27 protein-coding genes are annotated in these 19,451 nt (G+C 47.4%); 12 read left to right on the forward strand and 15 right to left on the reverse strand.

Annotation, left to right across the window (positions count from 1 at the left end):
• The first annotated feature begins 139 nt into the window (after nucleotides 1–139).
• Nucleotides 140–1,006: a toll/interleukin-1 receptor domain-containing protein gene (locus IC230_RS12790; protein WP_191039421.1), complete on the forward strand. Its 867-nt coding sequence runs from the start codon at nucleotides 140–142 to the stop codon at nucleotides 1,004–1,006.
• Between the two features lie 196 nt (nucleotides 1,007–1,202).
• On the opposite strand, the gene IC230_RS12795 is transcribed toward IC230_RS12790, so the two are convergent.
• The gene (locus IC230_RS12795) at nucleotides 1,203–1,523 is read right to left on the reverse strand and encodes a hypothetical protein (protein ID WP_191039422.1); all 321 of its coding nucleotides are present in this window, start codon (nucleotides 1,521–1,523) and stop codon (nucleotides 1,203–1,205) included.
• 301 nt (nucleotides 1,524–1,824) lie between these two features.
• On the opposite strand from IC230_RS12795, the gene IC230_RS12800 reads away from it, so the two are divergent.
• From IC230_RS12800 to IC230_RS12810, 3 genes are all read left to right on the forward strand, one after another.
• Nucleotides 1,825–2,397, forward strand: coding sequence for a hypothetical protein (locus IC230_RS12800; protein WP_191039423.1), 573 nt, complete (start codon nucleotides 1,825–1,827; stop codon nucleotides 2,395–2,397).
• Nucleotides 2,398–3,422: 1,025 nt separating this feature from the next.
• On the forward strand, nucleotides 3,423–4,061 hold the full coding sequence (locus IC230_RS12805) for a hypothetical protein (RefSeq protein WP_191039424.1): 639 nt from the start codon (nucleotides 3,423–3,425) through the stop codon (nucleotides 4,059–4,061).
• A 121-nt stretch (nucleotides 4,062–4,182) separates the two neighbouring features.
• Nucleotides 4,183–4,812, forward strand: a complete 630-nt coding sequence (locus IC230_RS12810) for a hypothetical protein (protein WP_191039425.1) — start codon at nucleotides 4,183–4,185, stop codon at nucleotides 4,810–4,812.
• A 373-nt stretch (nucleotides 4,813–5,185) separates the two neighbouring features.
• Here IC230_RS12810 and IC230_RS12815 read toward each other — a convergent pair whose 3' ends face one another.
• The 14 genes from IC230_RS12815 to IC230_RS12880 form a co-directional block, all read right to left on the reverse strand.
• Nucleotides 5,186–6,127: a hypothetical protein gene (locus IC230_RS12815; RefSeq protein ID WP_191039426.1), complete on the reverse strand. Its 942-nt coding sequence runs from the start codon at nucleotides 6,125–6,127 to the stop codon at nucleotides 5,186–5,188.
• A gap of 148 nt (nucleotides 6,128–6,275) precedes the next feature.
• Complete coding sequence (locus IC230_RS12820) at nucleotides 6,276–6,464, reverse strand: hypothetical protein (RefSeq protein WP_191039427.1); 189 nt, start codon at nucleotides 6,462–6,464, stop codon at nucleotides 6,276–6,278.
• Nucleotides 6,464–6,625, reverse strand: coding sequence for a hypothetical protein (locus IC230_RS12825; RefSeq protein WP_191039428.1), 162 nt, complete (start codon nucleotides 6,623–6,625; stop codon nucleotides 6,464–6,466). The genes IC230_RS12820 and IC230_RS12825 overlap by 1 nt, the downstream gene beginning before the upstream one ends.
• A 62-nt stretch (nucleotides 6,626–6,687) precedes the next feature.
• Nucleotides 6,688–7,188: a hypothetical protein gene (locus IC230_RS12830; RefSeq protein WP_191039429.1), complete on the reverse strand. Its 501-nt coding sequence runs from the start codon at nucleotides 7,186–7,188 to the stop codon at nucleotides 6,688–6,690.
• A 1-nt stretch (nucleotide 7,189) separates the two neighbouring features.
• A complete protein-coding gene (locus IC230_RS12835) occupies nucleotides 7,190–8,320 on the reverse strand; it encodes a hypothetical protein (protein WP_191039430.1) in 1,131 nt (376 codons plus the stop codon).
• 2 nt (nucleotides 8,321–8,322) lie between these two features.
• Nucleotides 8,323–8,937 (reverse strand): hypothetical protein, encoded by a 615-nt coding sequence (locus tag IC230_RS12840; RefSeq protein ID WP_191039431.1) that lies wholly within the window; start codon nucleotides 8,935–8,937, stop codon nucleotides 8,323–8,325.
• Between the two features lie 74 nt (nucleotides 8,938–9,011).
• A complete protein-coding gene (locus tag IC230_RS12845; RefSeq protein WP_191039432.1) occupies nucleotides 9,012–9,515 on the reverse strand; it encodes a hypothetical protein in 504 nt (167 codons plus the stop codon).
• A gap of 12 nt (nucleotides 9,516–9,527) precedes the next feature.
• Complete coding sequence (locus IC230_RS12850) at nucleotides 9,528–9,938, reverse strand: hypothetical protein (RefSeq protein ID WP_191039433.1); 411 nt, start codon at nucleotides 9,936–9,938, stop codon at nucleotides 9,528–9,530.
• Nucleotides 9,935–10,435 (reverse strand): hypothetical protein, encoded by a 501-nt coding sequence (locus IC230_RS12855; protein ID WP_191039434.1) that lies wholly within the window; start codon nucleotides 10,433–10,435, stop codon nucleotides 9,935–9,937. Before IC230_RS12855 ends, IC230_RS12850 begins: the two co-directional genes overlap by 4 nt.
• Nucleotides 10,426–10,746 carry a hypothetical protein gene (locus IC230_RS12860; RefSeq protein WP_191039435.1) on the reverse strand — a complete coding sequence of 107 codons (321 nt, stop codon included), beginning with the start codon at nucleotides 10,744–10,746 and terminating at the stop codon, nucleotides 10,426–10,428. Before IC230_RS12860 ends, IC230_RS12855 begins: the two co-directional genes overlap by 10 nt.
• Nucleotides 10,747–11,079 (reverse strand): DUF6706 family protein, encoded by a 333-nt coding sequence (locus IC230_RS12865; protein ID WP_191039436.1) that lies wholly within the window; start codon nucleotides 11,077–11,079, stop codon nucleotides 10,747–10,749.
• 16 nt (nucleotides 11,080–11,095) lie between these two features.
• Nucleotides 11,096–12,193, reverse strand: a complete 1,098-nt coding sequence (locus IC230_RS12870) for a major capsid protein (RefSeq protein WP_191039437.1) — start codon at nucleotides 12,191–12,193, stop codon at nucleotides 11,096–11,098.
• Nucleotides 12,194–12,218: 25 nt separating this feature from the next.
• Nucleotides 12,219–12,809, reverse strand: a complete 591-nt coding sequence (locus IC230_RS12875; protein ID WP_191039438.1) for a hypothetical protein — start codon at nucleotides 12,807–12,809, stop codon at nucleotides 12,219–12,221.
• Between the two features lie 33 nt (nucleotides 12,810–12,842).
• Nucleotides 12,843–13,505, reverse strand: coding sequence for a hypothetical protein (locus tag IC230_RS12880; RefSeq protein WP_191039439.1), 663 nt, complete (start codon nucleotides 13,503–13,505; stop codon nucleotides 12,843–12,845).
• Nucleotides 13,506–13,854: 349 nt separating this feature from the next.
• On the opposite strand from IC230_RS12880, the gene IC230_RS12885 reads away from it, so the two are divergent.
• Genes IC230_RS12885 through IC230_RS12920 form a run of 8 tightly spaced genes read left to right on the forward strand, consistent with a single transcriptional unit; the run spans nucleotide 13,855 to nucleotide 19,445 of the window.
• On the forward strand, nucleotides 13,855–14,739 hold the full coding sequence (locus IC230_RS12885) for a hypothetical protein (protein ID WP_191039440.1): 885 nt from the start codon (nucleotides 13,855–13,857) through the stop codon (nucleotides 14,737–14,739).
• Nucleotides 14,739–16,601, forward strand: coding sequence for a hypothetical protein (locus IC230_RS12890; RefSeq protein WP_191039441.1), 1,863 nt, complete (start codon nucleotides 14,739–14,741; stop codon nucleotides 16,599–16,601). Before IC230_RS12885 ends, IC230_RS12890 begins: the two co-directional genes overlap by 1 nt.
• Nucleotides 16,602–16,603: 2 nt before the next feature.
• The gene (locus IC230_RS12895; protein ID WP_191039442.1) at nucleotides 16,604–16,990 is read left to right on the forward strand and encodes a hypothetical protein; all 387 of its coding nucleotides are present in this window, start codon (nucleotides 16,604–16,606) and stop codon (nucleotides 16,988–16,990) included.
• Between the two features lie 49 nt (nucleotides 16,991–17,039).
• Complete coding sequence (locus IC230_RS12900) at nucleotides 17,040–17,222, forward strand: hypothetical protein (protein WP_191039443.1); 183 nt, start codon at nucleotides 17,040–17,042, stop codon at nucleotides 17,220–17,222.
• A 23-nt stretch (nucleotides 17,223–17,245) separates the two neighbouring features.
• A complete protein-coding gene (locus IC230_RS12905) occupies nucleotides 17,246–17,581 on the forward strand; it encodes a hypothetical protein (RefSeq protein WP_191039444.1) in 336 nt (111 codons plus the stop codon).
• Nucleotides 17,578–18,495, forward strand: a complete 918-nt coding sequence (locus IC230_RS12910; RefSeq protein WP_191039445.1) for a hypothetical protein — start codon at nucleotides 17,578–17,580, stop codon at nucleotides 18,493–18,495. The genes IC230_RS12905 and IC230_RS12910 overlap by 4 nt, the downstream gene beginning before the upstream one ends.
• Nucleotides 18,492–19,025 (forward strand): glycoside hydrolase family 19 protein, encoded by a 534-nt coding sequence (locus IC230_RS12915; RefSeq protein ID WP_191039446.1) that lies wholly within the window; start codon nucleotides 18,492–18,494, stop codon nucleotides 19,023–19,025. The genes IC230_RS12910 and IC230_RS12915 overlap by 4 nt, the downstream gene beginning before the upstream one ends.
• Nucleotides 19,026–19,031: 6 nt before the next feature.
• On the forward strand, nucleotides 19,032–19,445 hold the full coding sequence (locus IC230_RS12920) for a hypothetical protein (protein WP_191039447.1): 414 nt from the start codon (nucleotides 19,032–19,034) through the stop codon (nucleotides 19,443–19,445).
• Nucleotides 19,446–19,451: the final 6 nt, after the last annotated feature.

Genomic DNA, 19,451 nt, shown 5'->3' on the forward strand with positions numbered 1-19,451 from the left:
ACAGCAAATAGTATAAGCGGAGCCAGAAAAACTTACTACACTAAACATTAAGAACCGCTAGTCGGCTCCTTATACCGGATTGGCAATTTTCCACCAGCAAAATTCTCTATAAATGAGAGGTAATTTTCACTTAAGACCGTTGGACGTAGTAATTTGCTCAGATTGGGAGCCAAACGAAGAGATCGCCGAGATTGTACAAATACTGGTTGATGGAGGTTACAGTGTATACTATGACATTGATCATATTAGGGTGGGTATGGACTTGACTCAGGAATTATATAATGTGGTTTTCGCTGCGCCCGTTTGTATCTTCTTTTATCCAACTTCTAAGAAACGCTACAAACACTTCTTTGATGAATCGATAACACTATTAGAAAGCTACAAGGATAAAAGAATGCTATTGGTCGTTTTGTCCGAAACCGACTGCATACCTCCTGATATTGAAGCATATTTCTCCAAGGCAGATGTATTGTATATAAAAGGTAACTCCCAAGAGAGTCTCAATCAAGTTGCCTTTAAAATTGCTATGAAGTTAACGCAGATCATTGGCAGGCCAAAAAGACCCCGAATTTTTTTGTGCCATGCTCACGAAGACTATGAGCAAGTCCAAGAATTATATAAAAAACTACAATCTGCAGGTTTTGAGCCTTGGTATGATAAAGAAAGCTTAAATGCTGGCGATCTTTGGGACAATGAGATTGCTCAATCTATTGAAAATACAGATTTTTTCGTTCTATGCCTATCATCTACATCTGTTAAAAAACGAGGCTATATAGATAAAGAGATCGAACTTGCCGGTGAAGAGTATGCGAAGAGGGGTTTTAGAGAGTCAATAATTCTGCCGGTACGACTTGATAAATGTGAAATTCCAAATATCAAGATGGGTTCATATAGAAATTTAAGCGATTTTCAATGGATCGACCTCTGGGAAAAGGACTCGTATGATAAGTTGATTAACGGACTATGGAAGCAATGGAAACATTTAGGCAGAAGAAGCAGATACTAATAGCTAGTTAATATGCCGGAGAGCTATCAAGTTATTGTTGATTAAACTACACTAGCATGTCTACTAAAAAAAGCCAGGCCACAAGGCAGCCTAGCTTTCCGCTTTTATCCACACCATTGTAAGCCGAAGCTTACAGAGTTATCAAACATACGCCAAACCGCTTAATTAGGACTAGCGCACTCACATTTAAAGTCCATTAAAACGAGTCTGAGCCCACTTCATCCTGCAACTCCTGCGGCATTTCAAACTCCGCCCACTGTTCTTTCCTGGCTAAGTACACTTCAAACAGCAATGCTTTCTTTCCTTCTCTAGCCGGATCAGCAATTTGCTTCATGCCCGTCCCGTGTGCTACGTAATACAACAGCCAAGTGGCCGGGTCGTCCTTCTCCTCTCCAACGCGCACCATCTCGCCATAGTCAAAGTGGACGGGGCTTTCAACGGACTCATCGGGGCCAAGCTGAGTAAAGGACTGGCGGCTGGAGTCGTTGTAGCAGAGCAGGCGGAGGTAGTAGTGCATGGGAAGATGGTAGTGTTTGGTTGATACTCAATGTTAATCGTTTAACCCCTTGAGTCAAGGTGCTAGGCGCTTCGATCAATAATATACGTACATATATCTATCTAGCGTATGTCACTACGTCGGAATGTTGTTCATTAACCCTTGTTCTTGCTTCTGCTTTTATACTTGTTTGTCTATTTGCATTTAGTCCTTCATTATCAGCTGTTCTTATATCTGCCCTACTACATCTAGCACTGCTAATTTCAGCACCATTTGCTTATCATTTGTGTTACATTTGTCAAGTAATTACCATAGTATAGCTATGACAACATCGGTAGCACTAGACATACGTCTAATTGATAGAGATTTGGCGCAGTTTAACGCTCTAATAGATCGGGCGAAAAAGCCTATATCATTGAGCATAGCTAATTATAATGAGTTGGCGGTAGTCGCTGATGAATTCTGTGAAATGCAGCAGAGGTGCGTAAACTCTCTAAAAGGGGTTGCTATGCGAATGGATAAGATGTTAGACATTGACCCATTGCGATTGGCTATTAATATTGACTCCCATACGCTTGCAGACCTATATCGCACAAGGGACAACCTACAAGACGTACTGAACAGGTGCATCGATTTTGATCAACAGTTATCCCGAGTCACTGGCGGCTTTTGGGGCGGCTTTTATAAATTACTGCGTTCAAGGCTGATACTTAGAATGCGTCGCGCTAACACGGAAGCATTGATAGCCGTTCAGGGGCAGGTAGCTTGGTATGACACCTTTTTAGAGATTTTAGATAACGCTGTCCCTTCACAGCCTTTAGAATCTGGCTTTACGAACATTTCTGCTAGCCAATTATGGGAAAACCGATGTAAGGCTTACGAGTATCTAGTTTAATGTTTAGAAATCCTTACCCGACACATTTTAGTGGTATTGAACGAGTGAAGGTGCGCCCCGATTTAGTTGAGACGCACCTTTTTCGTTTTAAAGACAGTAAAAACCACGCCTACATCATACGAGCCGAAAAATACCCCCACGAAGTATATGCGATCAAGTTTCACTTAAAAGCACATCGTTTGTCAGCCAAAAAGTATAGCTTTTTTACAAAGCTTAATACATCAATACGTGTGCTTAGTACTTGCCTGAATGTAATGGTGGGCTTGTACAGGAAAAATCCACTTGCTTCATTTATCGTAGTTGGGGCAAATTCGATTAACGAAGAGGAGTCAAATACAAAGCGATTTCGCCTATACAGCCAAATATTGGGTAGCCTGTTCCCTCCCAATAAATTCAAGCACGACCCACAAGCAGAGAAAAGTATTTATCTGATGGTTAATACATCGGGACTTATTAAGGACGATGATTTGTCAAATAAAATTATCAGAATGATATAGTTTGCAATTATTAGTAAGACAACAGACTATTGATAACATAACATCTTTCCTGAATTATCAGCTATTAAATTGCCTTTCCTCTGGGACTAACTCCTAACTATTCATTTCCCACAATCAATATATTTAATAGAATAGCACTAATAAATTTTAGACAATCGAAATTATAAATTTTTAAAGATTTTTTGATAATTTGTATTTATATTAATAAATTATTATGTGTAAGTATATTTATCACTAAACCTTTCCATTTTTCAGCATTCATTAACATTACAATATATAAAATTAAGTATTATTGCTTATACTAATTTGAAATATGACTTATTTCTAAGTATAAACTATCTTATATCGGTTACATTTTTTTTGATTAAGTGGTATGTAAATAGTAATTATGTATTGTCAACGAACAGGAAATGCTTGCGTTTTGCTTCATTTGTGCGAAGAGATGATGCCTAATTCTATTGAGTTGGAGCTGATAAAGCAGTAAATTATGAACGTTGATCAATCATTTTATCTTAACTCCCAAACATTATGAAAACGTTTAGTTACTTTCTAGTTACTGCCCTGCTATTCTTTTTCATCGCTTGTAGCGATAAAAATTCCAGCGTTGTTACTCCCTATGAGAATGTTAAAGCTTCTTCTCAGAGTAAAATTGTTGAAACCGCCGTTGTTACACCCAGCACCCCTCTACCTTTTTTCACAAAATTCGATCAGGCCAAGTACGATTTGACCAAACTAGACCTATCAAATAATAATACAGGTAGCTCTAACTCTGGGTCTGCTCGCAAAGCTGCTGGTCCATTCACAGTTGCTGGTAACTTGAGGATGATTTTCCACAATAGAAAAGTTATCCTTGGAACAAATCAATCTCTTTATAATCCAGGAGCGTACTTTTGTGATGTATACATCTGTGATTATACGCTTACATTACCCTCTGGGCAATTTGCAGGGCTTTACGGAGCGTCTAAGAATGGATACAATAACTTTGATACACAGGTTGTTGGTATCAACAACGTTCAAGTGCAAGATCCTAACACAGGAGCTTCTACCTATACTTTCTCTACTTACAGCATAGTACCACTTACCAATGTGTTAGGTCAACCAGCGTATGTAGGAACAATACCTCAAGACTTAACTGGCTTAACTTACACATACGGAATATTTCCATAGGTCGATATAGTTGTCTGATAAATCGCACTACTGTTTACACATTCAATGTATAAACAGTAGTGCGATTTATTCTTTATACAAATATTGGTAATAACCCGGCCCAATTTTCGTTTTTATTCAAATGAATTTTAAGCAGCGAACGGCGATGGTAAAGAAGTTAATGTTATTTTCTCTGCTATTCATTTCTAGAAATCTGTACGCACAATATCTAAAAATAGATAACGGCATAGCAGTAAGCGGATTTGTCAATAGCCAGAATTTATCGTTATTAAAATCGAGAGTTTCAAACTATTCGGTTTTAGTTGGCTCAGACTATTTGGAGCACAAGTGGTACTATTTGTCCTCCCAGATAGGATACAACTCTATTGGTGGCAAGGATCAAGATGTCTTTATTCAGAATGATAAAGTTATTGTGACCGAACGCCGTGGATATTTGCATCTGAACACAACATTCAGAGCTTATAAGCGAATATCTGGCTTAAGTCTACTAGCAGGTGTTGGACCGTACGCTAACGTCCTGTTAGGTTCCAATCGTTTTGATAATGAGTTATATAGCCCCTATTACGATATTAAATCATTTCACGTAGGTGGCAAAGGTGAAATTGGTGTAACTCAAGATATAAACAAATTTAGAATAGGCTTAGTGGGATCATACCTAATGAGCTTAACACCTGTGGCTAAAACCCCTTACTTGTCACTGAATAATAATGCTTTTGCCATTTCGCTAACGGTAGGTTATCTTCTTCACTAACTGAAATACTTAATATCATGGCTGCACGTTAATGTGTTCTCCTGTAACCTTTCCATAAAAATAGGAACCTCACAAGCCGGGTTCCTATTTTTTATATGCTCCCTATTAGTTTTTGAATCAGTCTGAGTATATACGGTAAAGCGGGGGTCGGTGGATTGGCTAACTGTCCACGTTAGAAAAAAATAGGAACCCACTCAATGAGGTTCCCATTTTCGGGTGTTCTATTCAATCACGCTGGCAAGGGTAATACGGAGTACCAGCGCACATAGTAAATACGAAATTGAGTAAGCGGTGGATTTATTGACGAGCGTATTTGTTAGTAAGACAACCATATGCCCCAGTTGCGTACCAATTTATCAGAAATAATAACTGTTTACTTGTTCTCTTTTTTTAAGTTTCCAATGTAAGTAAACAACGGTTGACCCACTAACTTAATTCGAGATAACATATATTGCTGATCAGCTAAACTTCTTTCGAGAACTACAACAACGTTGCGCATATAAACTACGAAGGTATTGTAATCATTCGCGACACTCTTAGCCTGAAGCAGTAGTTTACGCTGTGTTATTGGCCCTCTTCTGTTCAAAATATCAATCAACTGATAATTGAATACCCTCTGCGACTCAACAAGCCATCTATTTCTTTGAAATGGCACAGTGTTGAGCCTTCCGTTAATTTCTGCTAAGAGTGCGTCGATTTCATTGTACATTGCCTTTTCCTCACCCTCAAGGCGTATCCTACTAGCACTTATCTTGTAGTCATTTACACTTTCTATCAAACCATTAAGCTTTTCAAAGTAGCTATCCTTCATCTTTATGAGTATAGGGACTTCGGTTTTTTGATGTGTGCTTGCTTCTACAAAATTTTTGTTTAGGGCATTGTAGAGCTGTAAGAGTTCAGCTACTTCACTAGATTTTATTTGACTAACGGAAGCTAAATAATATTCTTCGTGGTTGATCTTGTTGGCAATCAGATCCAATCCATAAGGCCCATAATTTATTAGAACGGGCATAAGGAAAGGATTTACATCAAAGTTCTGTCTAATTCGAGTAACACTTTGCTTATAAGACTCTAAGGTCTTGTAAGAATCAACAATTAAAAAGTTTAAATATTTTAGTTTATTCTGTTCTGTTTGCGTTTGTTGATCTTTATCTTTTTGATCCTGTTGCTCTTTTTGAATATAAACGACCAATAGACTGACAAACGCAGCGATTAATGCTCCCTTTATGCTAAGATCGAGACTTGTCCAGTAAACGTGATATGTAGAATCAATGGCAATTTTGGTGCGATAAAGTAGTTGCCTTATTTTATTCATACTGACCGTTCGCAACAGTTATTTTTTTAAGCTTCGTAACATCTCCATTTACTTAATACTACGTAAAGTAAAAATTTTGCACATAATAGAGTGTTTGCTAATAACGTAAGCCGTAAATATAAATGATTGGTCATTAATTCAAGAAGACTTATTGCGTTGCCCTACTAACGATCCGCCAAACCGTTGCCCGGCTCCCAATTTTAAATTTTCGCATGACTTCCTGTTCGCAAGCCGTTTTCTTGGCTCCGGTAGCAAGGAGCTTGGAATAGGTGGAGGCTACTTTGCTCCACCGTTTTTCCTGCTTTTTTTGATGAAGTGTTTTTATAAGTATCATCATTACGTCTGGTTGTCAAACATCGCGTTAAGCTCATCGGCAATGCCCTGCGCATTTTCAGCCGTAAGCGGTCGTACTTTGTCTTTTTCTCCTGTTTTGCCGGTCTTGTGCCTGGGTGCATCAATCATCATGCGCTCGACAATCTGCCAGGGTATGCGCCACATTAGATAGTGGTAGCTCCAGCCGAAGTGCGCACAGATCGATCCCAGCGACCCGTACGGGCTTTTTAATCCGCCGGCGTTTCCTCCGGTTTCTCCATCAGCGCCGGAGCCGTCACCCTCTTCTGAATCGAGAGGTATCTGATAGAGTCGAGAAAATTTGGGATGCCCGATAACGGAATGATCAGACCCGCAAGCTGCTGGGTCTTTTTCGAGTCGATCCGCCACAGGAAGTAATGCGTCAACAACCCCGTCAGAAGCTTAATCTTCCAATAGTCCCGAAGCACCGCAATGGCGACGATTTTGGCAAAGCGCCGATTATTGTGCGCCACTACGCGCCGGGCTTCGTTCATGCCGCCTGCTAGCAACGCCCCTTCTGAAAAATCCATATCGATGCATTCCCGGTCGATATAAATCTGCGTTCCCCGGTAGGGCGCCTTGATGGTGAAAGACCGGTTGGGCCAAATGTGTCGCAGTACACTCTTGCCGGGCACGGTGAACTCGACGCCCCGTTCTACCAGTGTGTCAAGTTCAATGCGTTCCGCAATTATCTTTTCGGCTTCTTCCATACTAATTCGTCGTTACGGATTTCCAGACGGTCCCGTTGTAGTAGTCCAGCGTGTGCGTTGTGAGGTTATACACCTGTATGCCCTCCGCTGGCGAGGCAATAGCGTCGCGCTGGGTTGTGGTCATCCGGGGAGCCATTATTGCTCCCTTGGTGGTGGAGTTGACCGAGAAGACCGACGAGGGTACCAGGGTGGTCGAGTTAACCAGGATTTCACCGGTGGCCGACACTACCCACAGTAGCGCCCCTGTCCAGCCCGAACCCGCAGGTAATGCAGATCCCACGGCCATGTTCCCGGAGTTGTCAATTTTCCACTGGGCGTAACTGCCCATATTTGAACTGGTTGATCCTGCGGCCCCACTCGCGTCAAGCCGCATGTTGATTTCGTTATCGCGAAAATTCAAAACTGACGCGTACCCTAATGCCCGTCGGGTAAACGTGCCTGAGTTTGTGTACACATTGCTGCCAATAAACGTATTGGCGGCCCCATACCCCTGCACTTCCAGGCTACCGATTTTCCATTGGGAGTTGGTCGTGTTGTAGGACAATGCGTTAAAACTTGTTCCAGAAAAAGTGCCGGAAAAGGTACCCGCAAACGTACCCGCGGTCGCACTTTGCAGAGCCGCCGATCCCAGCCCTAAACTCGTTCGGGCGGCTGAAGCATCGGTCAGGTCAGATAAGTTGTTAGCGGCAATCAAACGCGCTGCGAGTGCACTGGCCACTGCGGCCGAATTACTTTGGTAGGTCGTAATGGCCAGCGCGCCGAGGTTGTCCCGCGCTGTCGCGGCTGTTACGTCCGATAAGTTATTAGCCGGATTTAGGGGCGTATACCCCAGTGCATTTTGCTTGCCGTTCCACGTGGTTTTTTCGGTATCCGTCGAAAACCGGTAGGTCGATGATTGGCTGATGTTGGCGGGGTTGGTGAAGTCCAGATTGGGCAGGTTGCTTAGTCCCACATCCCCCTTTACCAGTCCGGTAGGCGAGTTGATAACCGGTGCTTGCAGGGTTTTATTGGTCAGCGTGGTCGAACTGGTTGGCGTAACACTACCACTGCTAACTCCACCACCGACGCGCTTTTGGGCCTGTGCTGCCAGGCTAAGCAGCATACACAGTATGAAAAAAAGATACGTTTTCATGCTTATTGGGTTGGCGTTTTCCAGACGACTACGGTCGTACCAGTTGCGTTGATGGAGAGTGCCGCGAACGGGCTGTACTTGTTGGACGTACGGTCGTAGTTGGCTACGTACTCGTACTGCTCTTTGGCTTCCAGATTGGTCGTCACGCCAGCATAGGTCACCGTGGCAGTTGTCGATCCAATATTTTGAATCAGCATATACAGCGTCCCCGTGGTACTGATTGTGCCCGCATTCGTAGTATAGCTGGTAGCGACGGGCGGGCCAGATCCGAACGTAGCCGGTGTAAAGCTTCCGCCACCTCCTCCGCCACCGCCCCCGGAAAAGGTAGGCCAGGTTGCTTTGAAAGCCGTGAATGCCGCATCGGCGGTAACGCCCCAGGCCGATCCGGATGAGGAAAGAAACTGAGCAGGCGTTAGAAAGAAGATACGCGTACCCCGCCAGTCCATCAGGATTTTACCCGACTCGACGCCGAACAGCACTTCCGATGACGGGTAGCCGTAAGCCCCGGTACCGTCTGATTTCGCTACGATGATTTTATCACCCGCCTGGTAGACCTGGTTTTGAGCCTGCGCTGCCAGACTAAGCAGGATGCAGGCGAATCCAATTAGTTTTTTCATGTCGATAGCTAGCAAAACAGGCGCTATCGTCCAGCACGATTAGCCAGATGCGACGCGCCTGTTTGTGATTGGGATTAGGTCGGATTCGTAACTTTGAGCGCTTTTGTACCCGCTTTGGTTGGCGTTAGGATGCTGATCGTTACCTCGACACCCCACGAGTCGGTCGTACCGAATTTACCGTTCATTTTGGCCGTTACCTGGGCGCGGGGAATCAGGAACTGAAGGCCAACGCGCGGTACGATTTTGACGGTTTTTTCGATGCTCTGGTAGCCATCGGGCAGTTCCCAACTAGCCGGAGGTCCAGCCGTTACGCTTCCACCAAATACCAGGGCCAACGCATTAACATCGGGCTGAGCAAAGGTGAATTTGAAACTGATGGCCCCGTTCACGACCGATACGTAATAGGGCGAGTCGGATTCTTCTTCACGAAGCTCGGTACGTGTTGGGTCATCCTGCGTCATTTCGGCCGAGTCCTTTTTGGTACTCTCGACCGCCGTGAAAACAGTGCCCGCCCCGCCATCACCGGCAATTGGGGCAAAGGAAATGGTTGTGATCCCAAGGGTTACGACTTTTGCCATTGGATGATTTTGTTAGGATGGAAAAAACATGAAGTCAATCCGCAGATTGACGTAGTGATACTTGATATCAGGCAAGGCAACTGGATTGCCGATGGTCACCAGTTCGAACTTGTAACTATCTGTATAGCGATCTTTCAGGATTGGCAAGGCCAGATCGGTCAGCAGTTTCAACCGGGCGTAATTAGCAACAGTCTGATCTTTACCTTTCAGTTTAACCCCGATATCGGGCACGTATAGATTGGCATTGGCCGTTCCGTACTGAAACTCGTTACCCGTCAGTGATAGCGGATTGATGACAACATCCTCCTTGGTTGAATTGTCCGGTCGATCCCCCTTGTAGACATCCCCCGTAATAGCGGCTTTCAGCGTGGTTCCCTGAAGCTGCTGATACAGGATGTTGGCCATATCGTCGGGTGATTTCATCGAACGTTTGCTACTTGCTGACTGAGTTGTTGCATCAATCGGGGTACAATGATTTTAGCCAGATTCTCGGCGCTGCTCAGTACGTCCAATCCCATCGCTTCGACGTGACCAGCGTAATTCATACCGGCCACAACCACCAGGGTCAAATAGCCCGGATACTCAGCGGCTATCTTTTTGGCGAACTCGCGTCCGGTGGTTACCCCGTCCTGACTGCCTTTCGTGGTACGGACCCGACCGTTTTCGGATTTGGTGCGAACGGCCGCTGAGCGCGAAAACTCCGACTTGATGATGCGCCCCCGTTTCAGAATAATGTAGCCAATCGAATTTCTCAGATTGCCCGTCTGATCCCGGTACGTATCGTTGGTTCTGGCGTGACCGACTAGTTCTTCCCCCGCGTACTGAAGCTGCCGAATCATCAGCGCTTCAATCTCTACGGCTGCGCGCTTCATTCGCTCACGAACGAGCGCTTTGGGGTTGAACCGAGCCTTTAAACCCATAGCTGACAACTAAGCTGACCCCGGTAGAACCGTAGCACCTGACCTTTCGCCCGAACCTGACTACCGTCCCGAACCTCGACCGGCGTTCCCGCTGCTATCTCCGGACACGACTTTGGGAGTACGATCTTATAGTCGTATACCTGCGTCGTTTGATCGTCCAGTCGCACCGTCGTACCCGCATCGTTGACTAAATCCCGGCAAACCGACACCTTCGAGAACGTGCCAATCTGCGCGGTATAGTTGCCGTTGCTATCGGGCGTAGCGTCCGAAGCAATGACTGACGCGTAAAGGTCATAGGGATAGCGTCTCATTTACCAGCGGTTAGTAGCGTTTTGAATCGTTGGGCGACTACTTCCTGGCATATCCCATCCGTACTTGTTGGCTAGCTTTGCTAAGTATTGAACAATGCCGTTTTTTCGATCAAAGGAGATTGATAGCCCAGATTCGGATACGTCTGCTTTTGCTAGCACATCCGACACCAAATCAAACAGCACAGAATCCCTATCCTTTGACTTACTGGATGTATACATCTGTGATCCGTCGACATTATTGTCCAGCAGTGCGCTTCGCAACGAAACGGGATCAACATCGATTGTTAAGTCATTGAGTTTGGCTTCTATGACTGTTTGAATGGTATCGGCCATGTCTTAGTAAGGCGGATTAGAGAACAGCCGTCAGGATGACGATACCGTCGATAGCGTCCAGCGAAGGCATGGCGTTCAACTCGACGTTGGTCCACTCAGAGAATGGATCATTTTCCTGCCACTTGCTGATCAGCGCTTTGTTGAACGTACCGTACGATACTTTCTCCACTTTCTGGATCTGCTCGATGGCCCAGGCGTTTTTGATCGTGCCCAGCTTACCCGCCGGAACGAAGCTGACGTTATTGACATTGAAGGCATTGTAGGTCGTTATTACACCATCCTTTTCAATGCCGATCGCTTCGTCAACCAGTTCGATGATCGGGAAGCTCTGCGAAGTCAGATACTCGTTGATTCGTTCCAGCGTCGTCACCGCCTGCGGACTGGCACCAGCGGCCTTGGGACCGTAGTAGAACGTGTTCATCGTATCCTTGACTTGGGCCGTCGCCTTCATTTTGTAAAACAGCTCATAGGTCATGAGCATTTTGGCAAAACGTCTGCCGATGCGTCGGTTGGTAACCACGATAGTTTCAATATCGTCCAGCGGTTTGGCCGAAGCAGCTGTAGCCCAAGTTGTCGTCGCATTCACCCGGTTGCTATCGGGCATGAGCAGATCAACCGACTGGTCATAAATTAGACCGTCCGGGTTGTTGGTCGTCGTCAGCGAGATTTTACCCGTCGATACGGCTTCCAGCGCCATGATGTCCAGGCGTTTGTGCGCAGAATTGCCCACGATCCGAACGTCGCCGAAGAGAAAGTCCATCAGCTGCTGCAGACGTGTATCGTTATCGATATTCGTCATGTTCTGCATCATCAGAAAATCGCGGTAGTTCGTTTCCGACATCCGCATTTTTTCTTTGATGGCAGGTAGCTCGCCCGTTACTTTTTCGACACCCTGACGCGAACGGACGGGGGACGAGGATTCGCGGTTGACGATCGAAGCGGCCGCTTCAATGCGCTGACGGCCGATGACCGATTCAAAGGTCAGCGTGTTTTGGGTCGTACCCATATCGAAATATTGGGTATACCAGAAGGGGTCAAATCGGCCCAGGCTTGTATCGATCACAATCTGTAGCCGCGACGCATACACCCCGAAAATAGAACTTAACTTACTCATTGTTTTGCCGAGTGTTTAGGGGTGATTAATACGATTGCGAGAAGATGATCAGGGGCAAGGCCGCCTTGATCTCATCCGAAACCGCTGGAATGCGACGTGCGTAGACCGTACCCCGCAGGATAACTGCCAGATCCGCATTGGGAACCACCGTAACGTCCGTATACAGCAATCCTTTCGGCTGCGTAATGAAGCTGGAGTTGCTGGCACCGGTCGTACCGGATTGAAACAAAGCGGCTCCGGTCGATAAGGCTGAACCCAGCGTCGTGCCAATGGTCAGCGTATCGAAGGCGGCATTGCTCGTGTTGATGGCCGTGATGGCATAGGCTTTCGAGCCTTTCGCAGCAGCCAGGAAGTCACCCACTTTGAATAGATGACCTTTCAGGACGGGGTAGTCCGTGGCCGTGTTGGTGACGTTGGCCTGCAACGTAGCGGCTTTGAGAACAACCGCCTTTCGGGTGAGCTCATCGTAGCCGATGACCGATCCGGCCGGTATGACCGAATCCGCAACCAGGTTGGTGGCGTCCAACACAAAACCGCTCTGAGCGGTTTCCCAGAGTTTTTGCCAGATGGCGACCCCTCGATTAATAAGAGTTTTTTTAATACCAAATGCGCCCATGAGGAATTTGGATGAGGGTGAAACGAAAAATGATTACTTAGCCGCGGTCTGCGTTGTGGCTGGTGCGTTGGCTTTCGCCCAGTTTTTAATCGCTTCGTCGGCTGCCTTTTCGGTCGGCGCGGAGGTCGACACGAAGGGCCTGGATTGATTGGCCAGACTGGTATCCGCTACGGATTGCTCCAGTACCCCTACGTCCGTTTTTTTCTCCGTCACCCAGGTATTGAAGTCATCATCGTCTTTGAAAGTCAGACGATCGAAGTCTTTCAAGATGGAATTGCGTACGGGTTCTGAAACGTCTTTCAGGGCTGCTTCGACAGCCTGCTTCCGAGTGGTCACCGTGTTTCCCGCTTTGATGGTCGATAGTTCTGTTGCCAACGTTTGAACCGTTGTGAGCAAACCTTTCGCCCAGTCGGGGGCATCACTTGGAGGAGTGGTTGGGACTGGTGCCGGTGTGGGTGCCGGTGCTGGATCAGGTGTCGGATTTTTCGCTTTGGCAACGGCTGACGTTACCATGCGATTTGCTTCCCCCTGAAAGCTGGAAACCATTCCCTCTAAACCATCTACCGCTCCTGCAATTTGGCCTTCTTCCGTGATGCCAGCCTCCAAGCTGGATGCCAGGGCCTCAAGAAATTTTTCCGAAAAACCTTTGTCCTTGTATTTCAGCTTTAGGGCTGCAAGAATCTGTGCTTTGAACATGCGGGTATGCGTCGTTTGGGTTTTAAATATTGGCCGCAAATATATTGTCGTTTTGAGATTTACAAGCATATTTGCATCACAATAAATAATTGATAATCAGATAGTTATGTCAAAATATTGGCTTATTTCAGCTCTGCTTTTTTGTGAAGAAATAACGGCAACTTTTCGGCTGTTTTTTCGTGAGGATTTTCGGTAATTATTTGCTAACAGTCAGCGCATTACAAGCGAAGCTTGAGACTGAAAACGAGGTAAGTTTTGAGGCAGAAATTGAGGTAAGTTTTGAAGCGGTTTTTGAGGCAAGAATTGAGGTAAAAAACAAATCAAACATTTTTATTTAATCCCGTATGTGATGACAGAAAATGTGCAAATGAGCGCAGTCGATGTGCAGGTTTTTGCGAACGTGAACGGCGAGATGAAAATGATTTCGCTGGCGGAAGCGCTGAAGCTGGCGGGGATCGTGGTCGGTGAGCAGCCGCGTGAGAACCGGGCACCGCTGCCCATCAATCCGTGTCAGATGCCCGAAGCGACGGTGGGTGTTTCTTACACGGCTACGCTGATGGGAACGATCGATCCGGACGGCGATGAAATTCGCTACGTTGTTACGCTGCCTGACGGATTAACGGCTAATGGCCTTGATGTATCGGGTAAGCCAACTAAAGCCGGTGGTTACGCGATTGCCTACCAGGCTATCGATAGTAAAGGAGCTAAGACGGACTTATCGGCATTGCTACTAATCAAAGAAGCGCCGGTCGACACGACAATAAAGCTGGCGGGCGAGCCAAGAACATACGTCGGAACCCGCAATGGCAAACCCCTCTATACGGGAAAAGGATTACCCTACTACTTACACGTCATCATCCCCCAATCAGCAACCCAGAATGAAGTAGTTGTACGTCGGGGTATTAATCTGGCTTTCGATCTGGCACCGGGTGCGAAGCGGTTAACTGAGGGCATCGAAACGGGCTGGCAGGGTATGGACGAGCCGATGATTGACGGCAAAGTCGTGCCGTTTGTTTCGGGCTATAGACGGGATTATTTTGATTCGGATGATCACCGCATCTACTGGACGCCGGGCACAGAACCCGATCGCATCTATACGCCACCCACAACGGAACCAAAGCCAACTGATCCCGTCATTCCGACGCCAGAACCAGAGAAGCCGTCGGATAAACCCAGCGACATCAAATTTCCCCAAGGTAAGATTCTAGGCTACGTTAAAACCGACATCGCATAATGGCAACGGCACAACTAAAACAGATTGGCGATAAAACCAAAGCGTATGTCGACTCAATTGAGGGCGCTCAGCTTTGGGACAAAGAATTCACGGGCACATTGCCCAGCAATCCGGCTCCCATGTTTGAAGCGCAGCGGATTGTGCCCATGGTTACGTTTTCCAAGCATCGGGAATTCAATCCAACGCCGTTTATTCAGAATCCGCACTTTGACCACGTTGGTGATTTTCGGCCGGATAATCTCAGTATTGCCGAGTGGCGAAGGTTGGGCATTGCCCGTTTGACCAACATGCAGATGCGGGATGGTGAAGACTTAGGTTCGCTTCCGGCTAATCAGCAGTATGAACAGATTACCGAGAATGGGATACTAGGCCCATACCGCTGGTTTGATTTCTTCTTTACGCCAATACATAAGTTAGTCGAGTATTGGGTTCGGATGCCCAAGCGGAAAAAGGGCTCGAAAGTATCGTTTAACATCGAGGAATCCTTGCACTTATACTGGGACATGTTCAATCGTCCCGGCCGGGAATACGTACCGAACATGCCCAATTGGGCGGACGTGAAGGATCGAAAATACGTAATGTTTCTCAACAAAGAGGAAATGTCGCTGGAGGAATTACACAACAGAGGCTGGTGGGATTTCGAGATTCAATTACGGGCCGCTTGTTTGTGGGGCATTGTTATTCAGGAGTTCCAAATCGAAGGCGCTTCGGTTGCCTGGGGTGGCGCGCTCTGGCACACCCAACCTGAAACGAACGCCATTGGCCGTGGTGATTTCTTCCGGAAAGATCTGGGTATGCGCTATTCGAACATCAACTACATTGATGGTGCGTACAAAGTAACTTACAACGAGACCGGGGGCAAGCAAACCATTACTTTCGAGGGACCGGGTTATACCCGTACCTATGACGCTTCTGAAGGAAGTCCGTGGAAGCATCAAAAGTACAATCAGAACTACCGCTATTGGACGGATCTGTCACGTGACGATAAGAAAAACGGTATGCAGGGCACCTACGTCAAAGCGAAGGACTATAAAGACGTTTGGGCTGATCTGCACACCCGACATCCGTTTGCCTCGGAAGTAGGTGAAAAGGAGATTACCGATAGTATCATGAAGATGCTATACGGAAAGCTCATTCCTTCGGATCGTCAGTATCAGCTATACGGTGAGTCCGAATTTTGGCAACCAGTCGAGTGGACGGGTACCGGCGAAAAGGTTGACCCCTCGCCAATGATGGTGTTCACAGAGTTATCCAGTGCTGAATTCTTCTGGAGCAACGTAAAAAGCGACAGCATCAATTCGGGTACGTTCGGCTTCGATAATTTCATTACCAAGCCCGGACAGCTTCGGGGACTGATGCCGATGGATGATTTGAAGAACCATCCGCGGTGGAATAAACTGTGGCATGCCTACGAAGCGGTATTTGCCGCTGGCGCTACGTTTCAGGGTCGGCACGATTTTCTCGCCTATTCGACGCTAACCAGCGAAATCGATTACATGCTTCAGGGGTCTGGCCAGTGGGCGCAGTACAAGGGCGTCGATGCGTACGGCTTTCAACAGGGTGGCGGTCAGCTTCCGATGAAGCCTTGCGTAGCTGCTCGATACCTACCCGAAGAGGCTGGCCTGCGTATTCTCTTTGGCATTGGCCACGAGCAGCGGTTTAACGATAAACGTAGCGACACCTTCCGGATACCTGATGTGATGGGTCTTAATAAGATTCGGGTCACTTACGCAGGGGAGGGTGTGCGCTGGTTTGAGGTGTTCATTCCGAAGGGATTAAGTAATACAACCTTCGAAGCTAAGGCAATCATTCCACAATACGACGTGCCCGGCTACGAAGGCATACTCGCAAAATTCGCTTAATCATGATTTGGAAATTTCTTTTAACTCGGCTCTGGCAGCCGATTTTAGCTGTGCTACTGCGTCTTGGGCAGTGGGTGTTACGCAACCCTATTGCCTGCATGCTGGCCACGCTCGCCATCACAGTACTTTTTATCTATCTGACTCTCGATCAGGCCAGCCAGAAGCGGGAAGCGCGTACTCAATTAGCTACCGAGCAGGTACGTAACGACAGTCTGCTATCGGCCAATCGGAAAGTCGTTAACGATCGGGACAACGCCTATCAATACGCAGATTCCTTAATCCAATCAACCCATGCGACACGTGATTCAATCCGCACTGTGGTGGCGGCTATGCCTGCTGCTGAGCGTACTAAGCTTAACCGCAAGCTACTCGCAGACCTCGGTCTCTGATACCGTCTGCTACTCATCTGCTGAAGATGCGAAAATAACCCGGGCGCTATTGGAATTGCAATCCCTGCGCCGGCTGGATTCCGCCCGAAACGTAGCCATCGGTCAGTACAAAGTACAGCGAGCCAATCTGTTCGATGAACTGGAGAAGTCAGCCAAAAAGGGTTGGTGGTTCTGGCTGCTGCACAGACGACGCGAATTGACCCGGCTGAAAGACGTATTGCCCCAGTACTAATACCCACTCAATTTAACCGAAACGTGAATCAGTTTTTACAGGAGTTCGGCGCTATGTTGGACGGATTTCCGCCAATCATTCTGATTTTTTTAGCGCCCTTCGCGGGTTCACTCTCGGCGGCCATCGTAGCGGCTTTGGTGGGCGAAGCCAACACCCCCAGGGAGGTGCTCGGTCAGTTCGTGGTGGGTTATTTGGCCGGAGCGTTTTGCAGTTCACTGCTCACAGTACTGATCAAAGCACCCGCTTACACGCTGGGCTATCTGGGCGGTGGCTCCGGCTACTGGGGCATGAAAGTTTACCTAAAAAAGAAGCAAAATGAATTACTTAACAAACCACCGGGGGAGGGGCCGACGCCATGAAAGACTTTGTTTTTGAATTCTGGTACTGGCTTACGGTTACCCTGTCTCTGCTCTTTACGTATAGCTACGGTGTGCGCTGGTACCAGACCATGGGCTATTCCAAGGGTCACCGGGTATTGGGGCTGCTGGGTGTTTCCGGCGTTGCGGTCTGCGTCATTGTCCTGGCGTTCGCCCGGGATTATGCGTATGTGTTTTTACCCCTGGGTTGCCTGGGTCTGTCGGCCTGGTTGATTTACAACAACTGGTACAACAAGCATTACCCGGTACCGGTCGGCGGCATGCGCTCGATCGCTGAACCCGGTCAGCCAGATTACGTTGCCCAAAATCGATTGTTGAGGTATTTGGCCAATCCCGAAAAGCACGAAAAACAAAAACCACTCTACCTGCGAAGCCTGCGCATGGTGGCTATTGTCGGGGGAGCGTTGTTTGCCTTCGGTTTCGGCTTTTCCCGGGTCGTCTATTACATCCATCAGGGAGACGTTCGCGTCGCGGCAACGATCGAGTCATTCGGCAAACAGAGTCAACAGCAACTGGCCAGAGTCGCTAAGGAAGTAACGCAGGCCGTCGTTGATTCTACGTCAAAAACCGTAACCAAAGCCGTCGATACGCTCCGAAAGGAAACAAAAAGCTTAAAAGCGGAGGTAAAAACTAATCGGGCGGAAGCTCAGCAAACCGCTAAGGACGTCAAGCAGGATCTGCGCCGGGCTAATGCCCGATTGTCGCGTCCGGCTTCGCTAATCATTAACCAGCCAACGCCCAGGGCGTCACTGCTGCCCGTCAATTCCCCGGATTATTCGGACAAGGTTAAGCCGATCGTTAGTCCACCAGCCCCAAAGTTTAAAAAGAAATACGGCTGGTATCTGGAGAGTGAAACCGAAAGTGATTCAATCATTTATGCTCGTCAATACCCATGAAACCACTAACTGCCAGCATTTTGATTCGCTGTGGTGCGAATCCCGAATACGTTGACCGCTACGTCACGCTGTTCAACGAACTATTGCCCCTGTATGGCATCAACACATGGCTTCGTTTATCCCACTTCTTAGCGCAGCTGCTGCATGAATCCGGCGGCTTTCGATACACCCAGGAAATCGCATCGGGCAAAGCGTATGAAGGCCGAAAGGATCTAGGCAACACTCAGCCCGGCGACGGGGTCAAATTCAAAGGTCGTGGATTGATCCAACTCACCGGTCGGGATAATTACACCGCCTTTGGCAGAAAGTTCAAGATCGACTGCGTGAACCATCCGGAGCTTATTGAAGAGCCGAAGTGGGCACTGGCATCCGCGCTGGATTACTGGAACACCCGCAAGCTCAATGCCATCGCGGATCAGGATGACGTGAACGCGGTCACGCGCAAAGTGAACGGTGGCACCAATGGCCTGCTGCACCGTCGTGAGTTGCTGGTCAAGTGTAAGACGGCGTTAACCAGTTTGTTTGATTAAAATCACATGCTCTACTGTAAACCCAAACACCCGACCCCCTGCATTCGCTACGACAAAGCGAACATTCAGGATCTGATTGATTTCGTTAACGCCAACGGGGGCGAACTGCTGCACATCGAAGCAGGCGGCACCGCGCACGTATCCACGTTTGTCAAGGGCGAAAAGCGTTACGTGTATCTCAACGAAGGGAATTGGCTGCGGTGCATCGGGCCGGGTCAGTTTCTGGCCGTGACCAACGTGACGTTTGAGGATCAGTTTGAGCTGATCGATCGCTTCATTACTGAAGAGGGAACGGACTTCGGGTCTATTCTTGAATCGGTTGAACGGGCAGAAGTGGCCTTTACTCAGATCAAGCAATTCGCCAAAGGCCAGCCAACGGCACTCGATAAGATTCTCAAGAAGTTAGGGGCGAAAGGGTAAGTAGGG

This window comes from Spirosoma validum, assembly GCF_014699035.1.
GTDB classification, from domain to species: Bacteria; Bacteroidota; Bacteroidia; order Cytophagales; family Spirosomataceae; genus Spirosoma; species Spirosoma validum.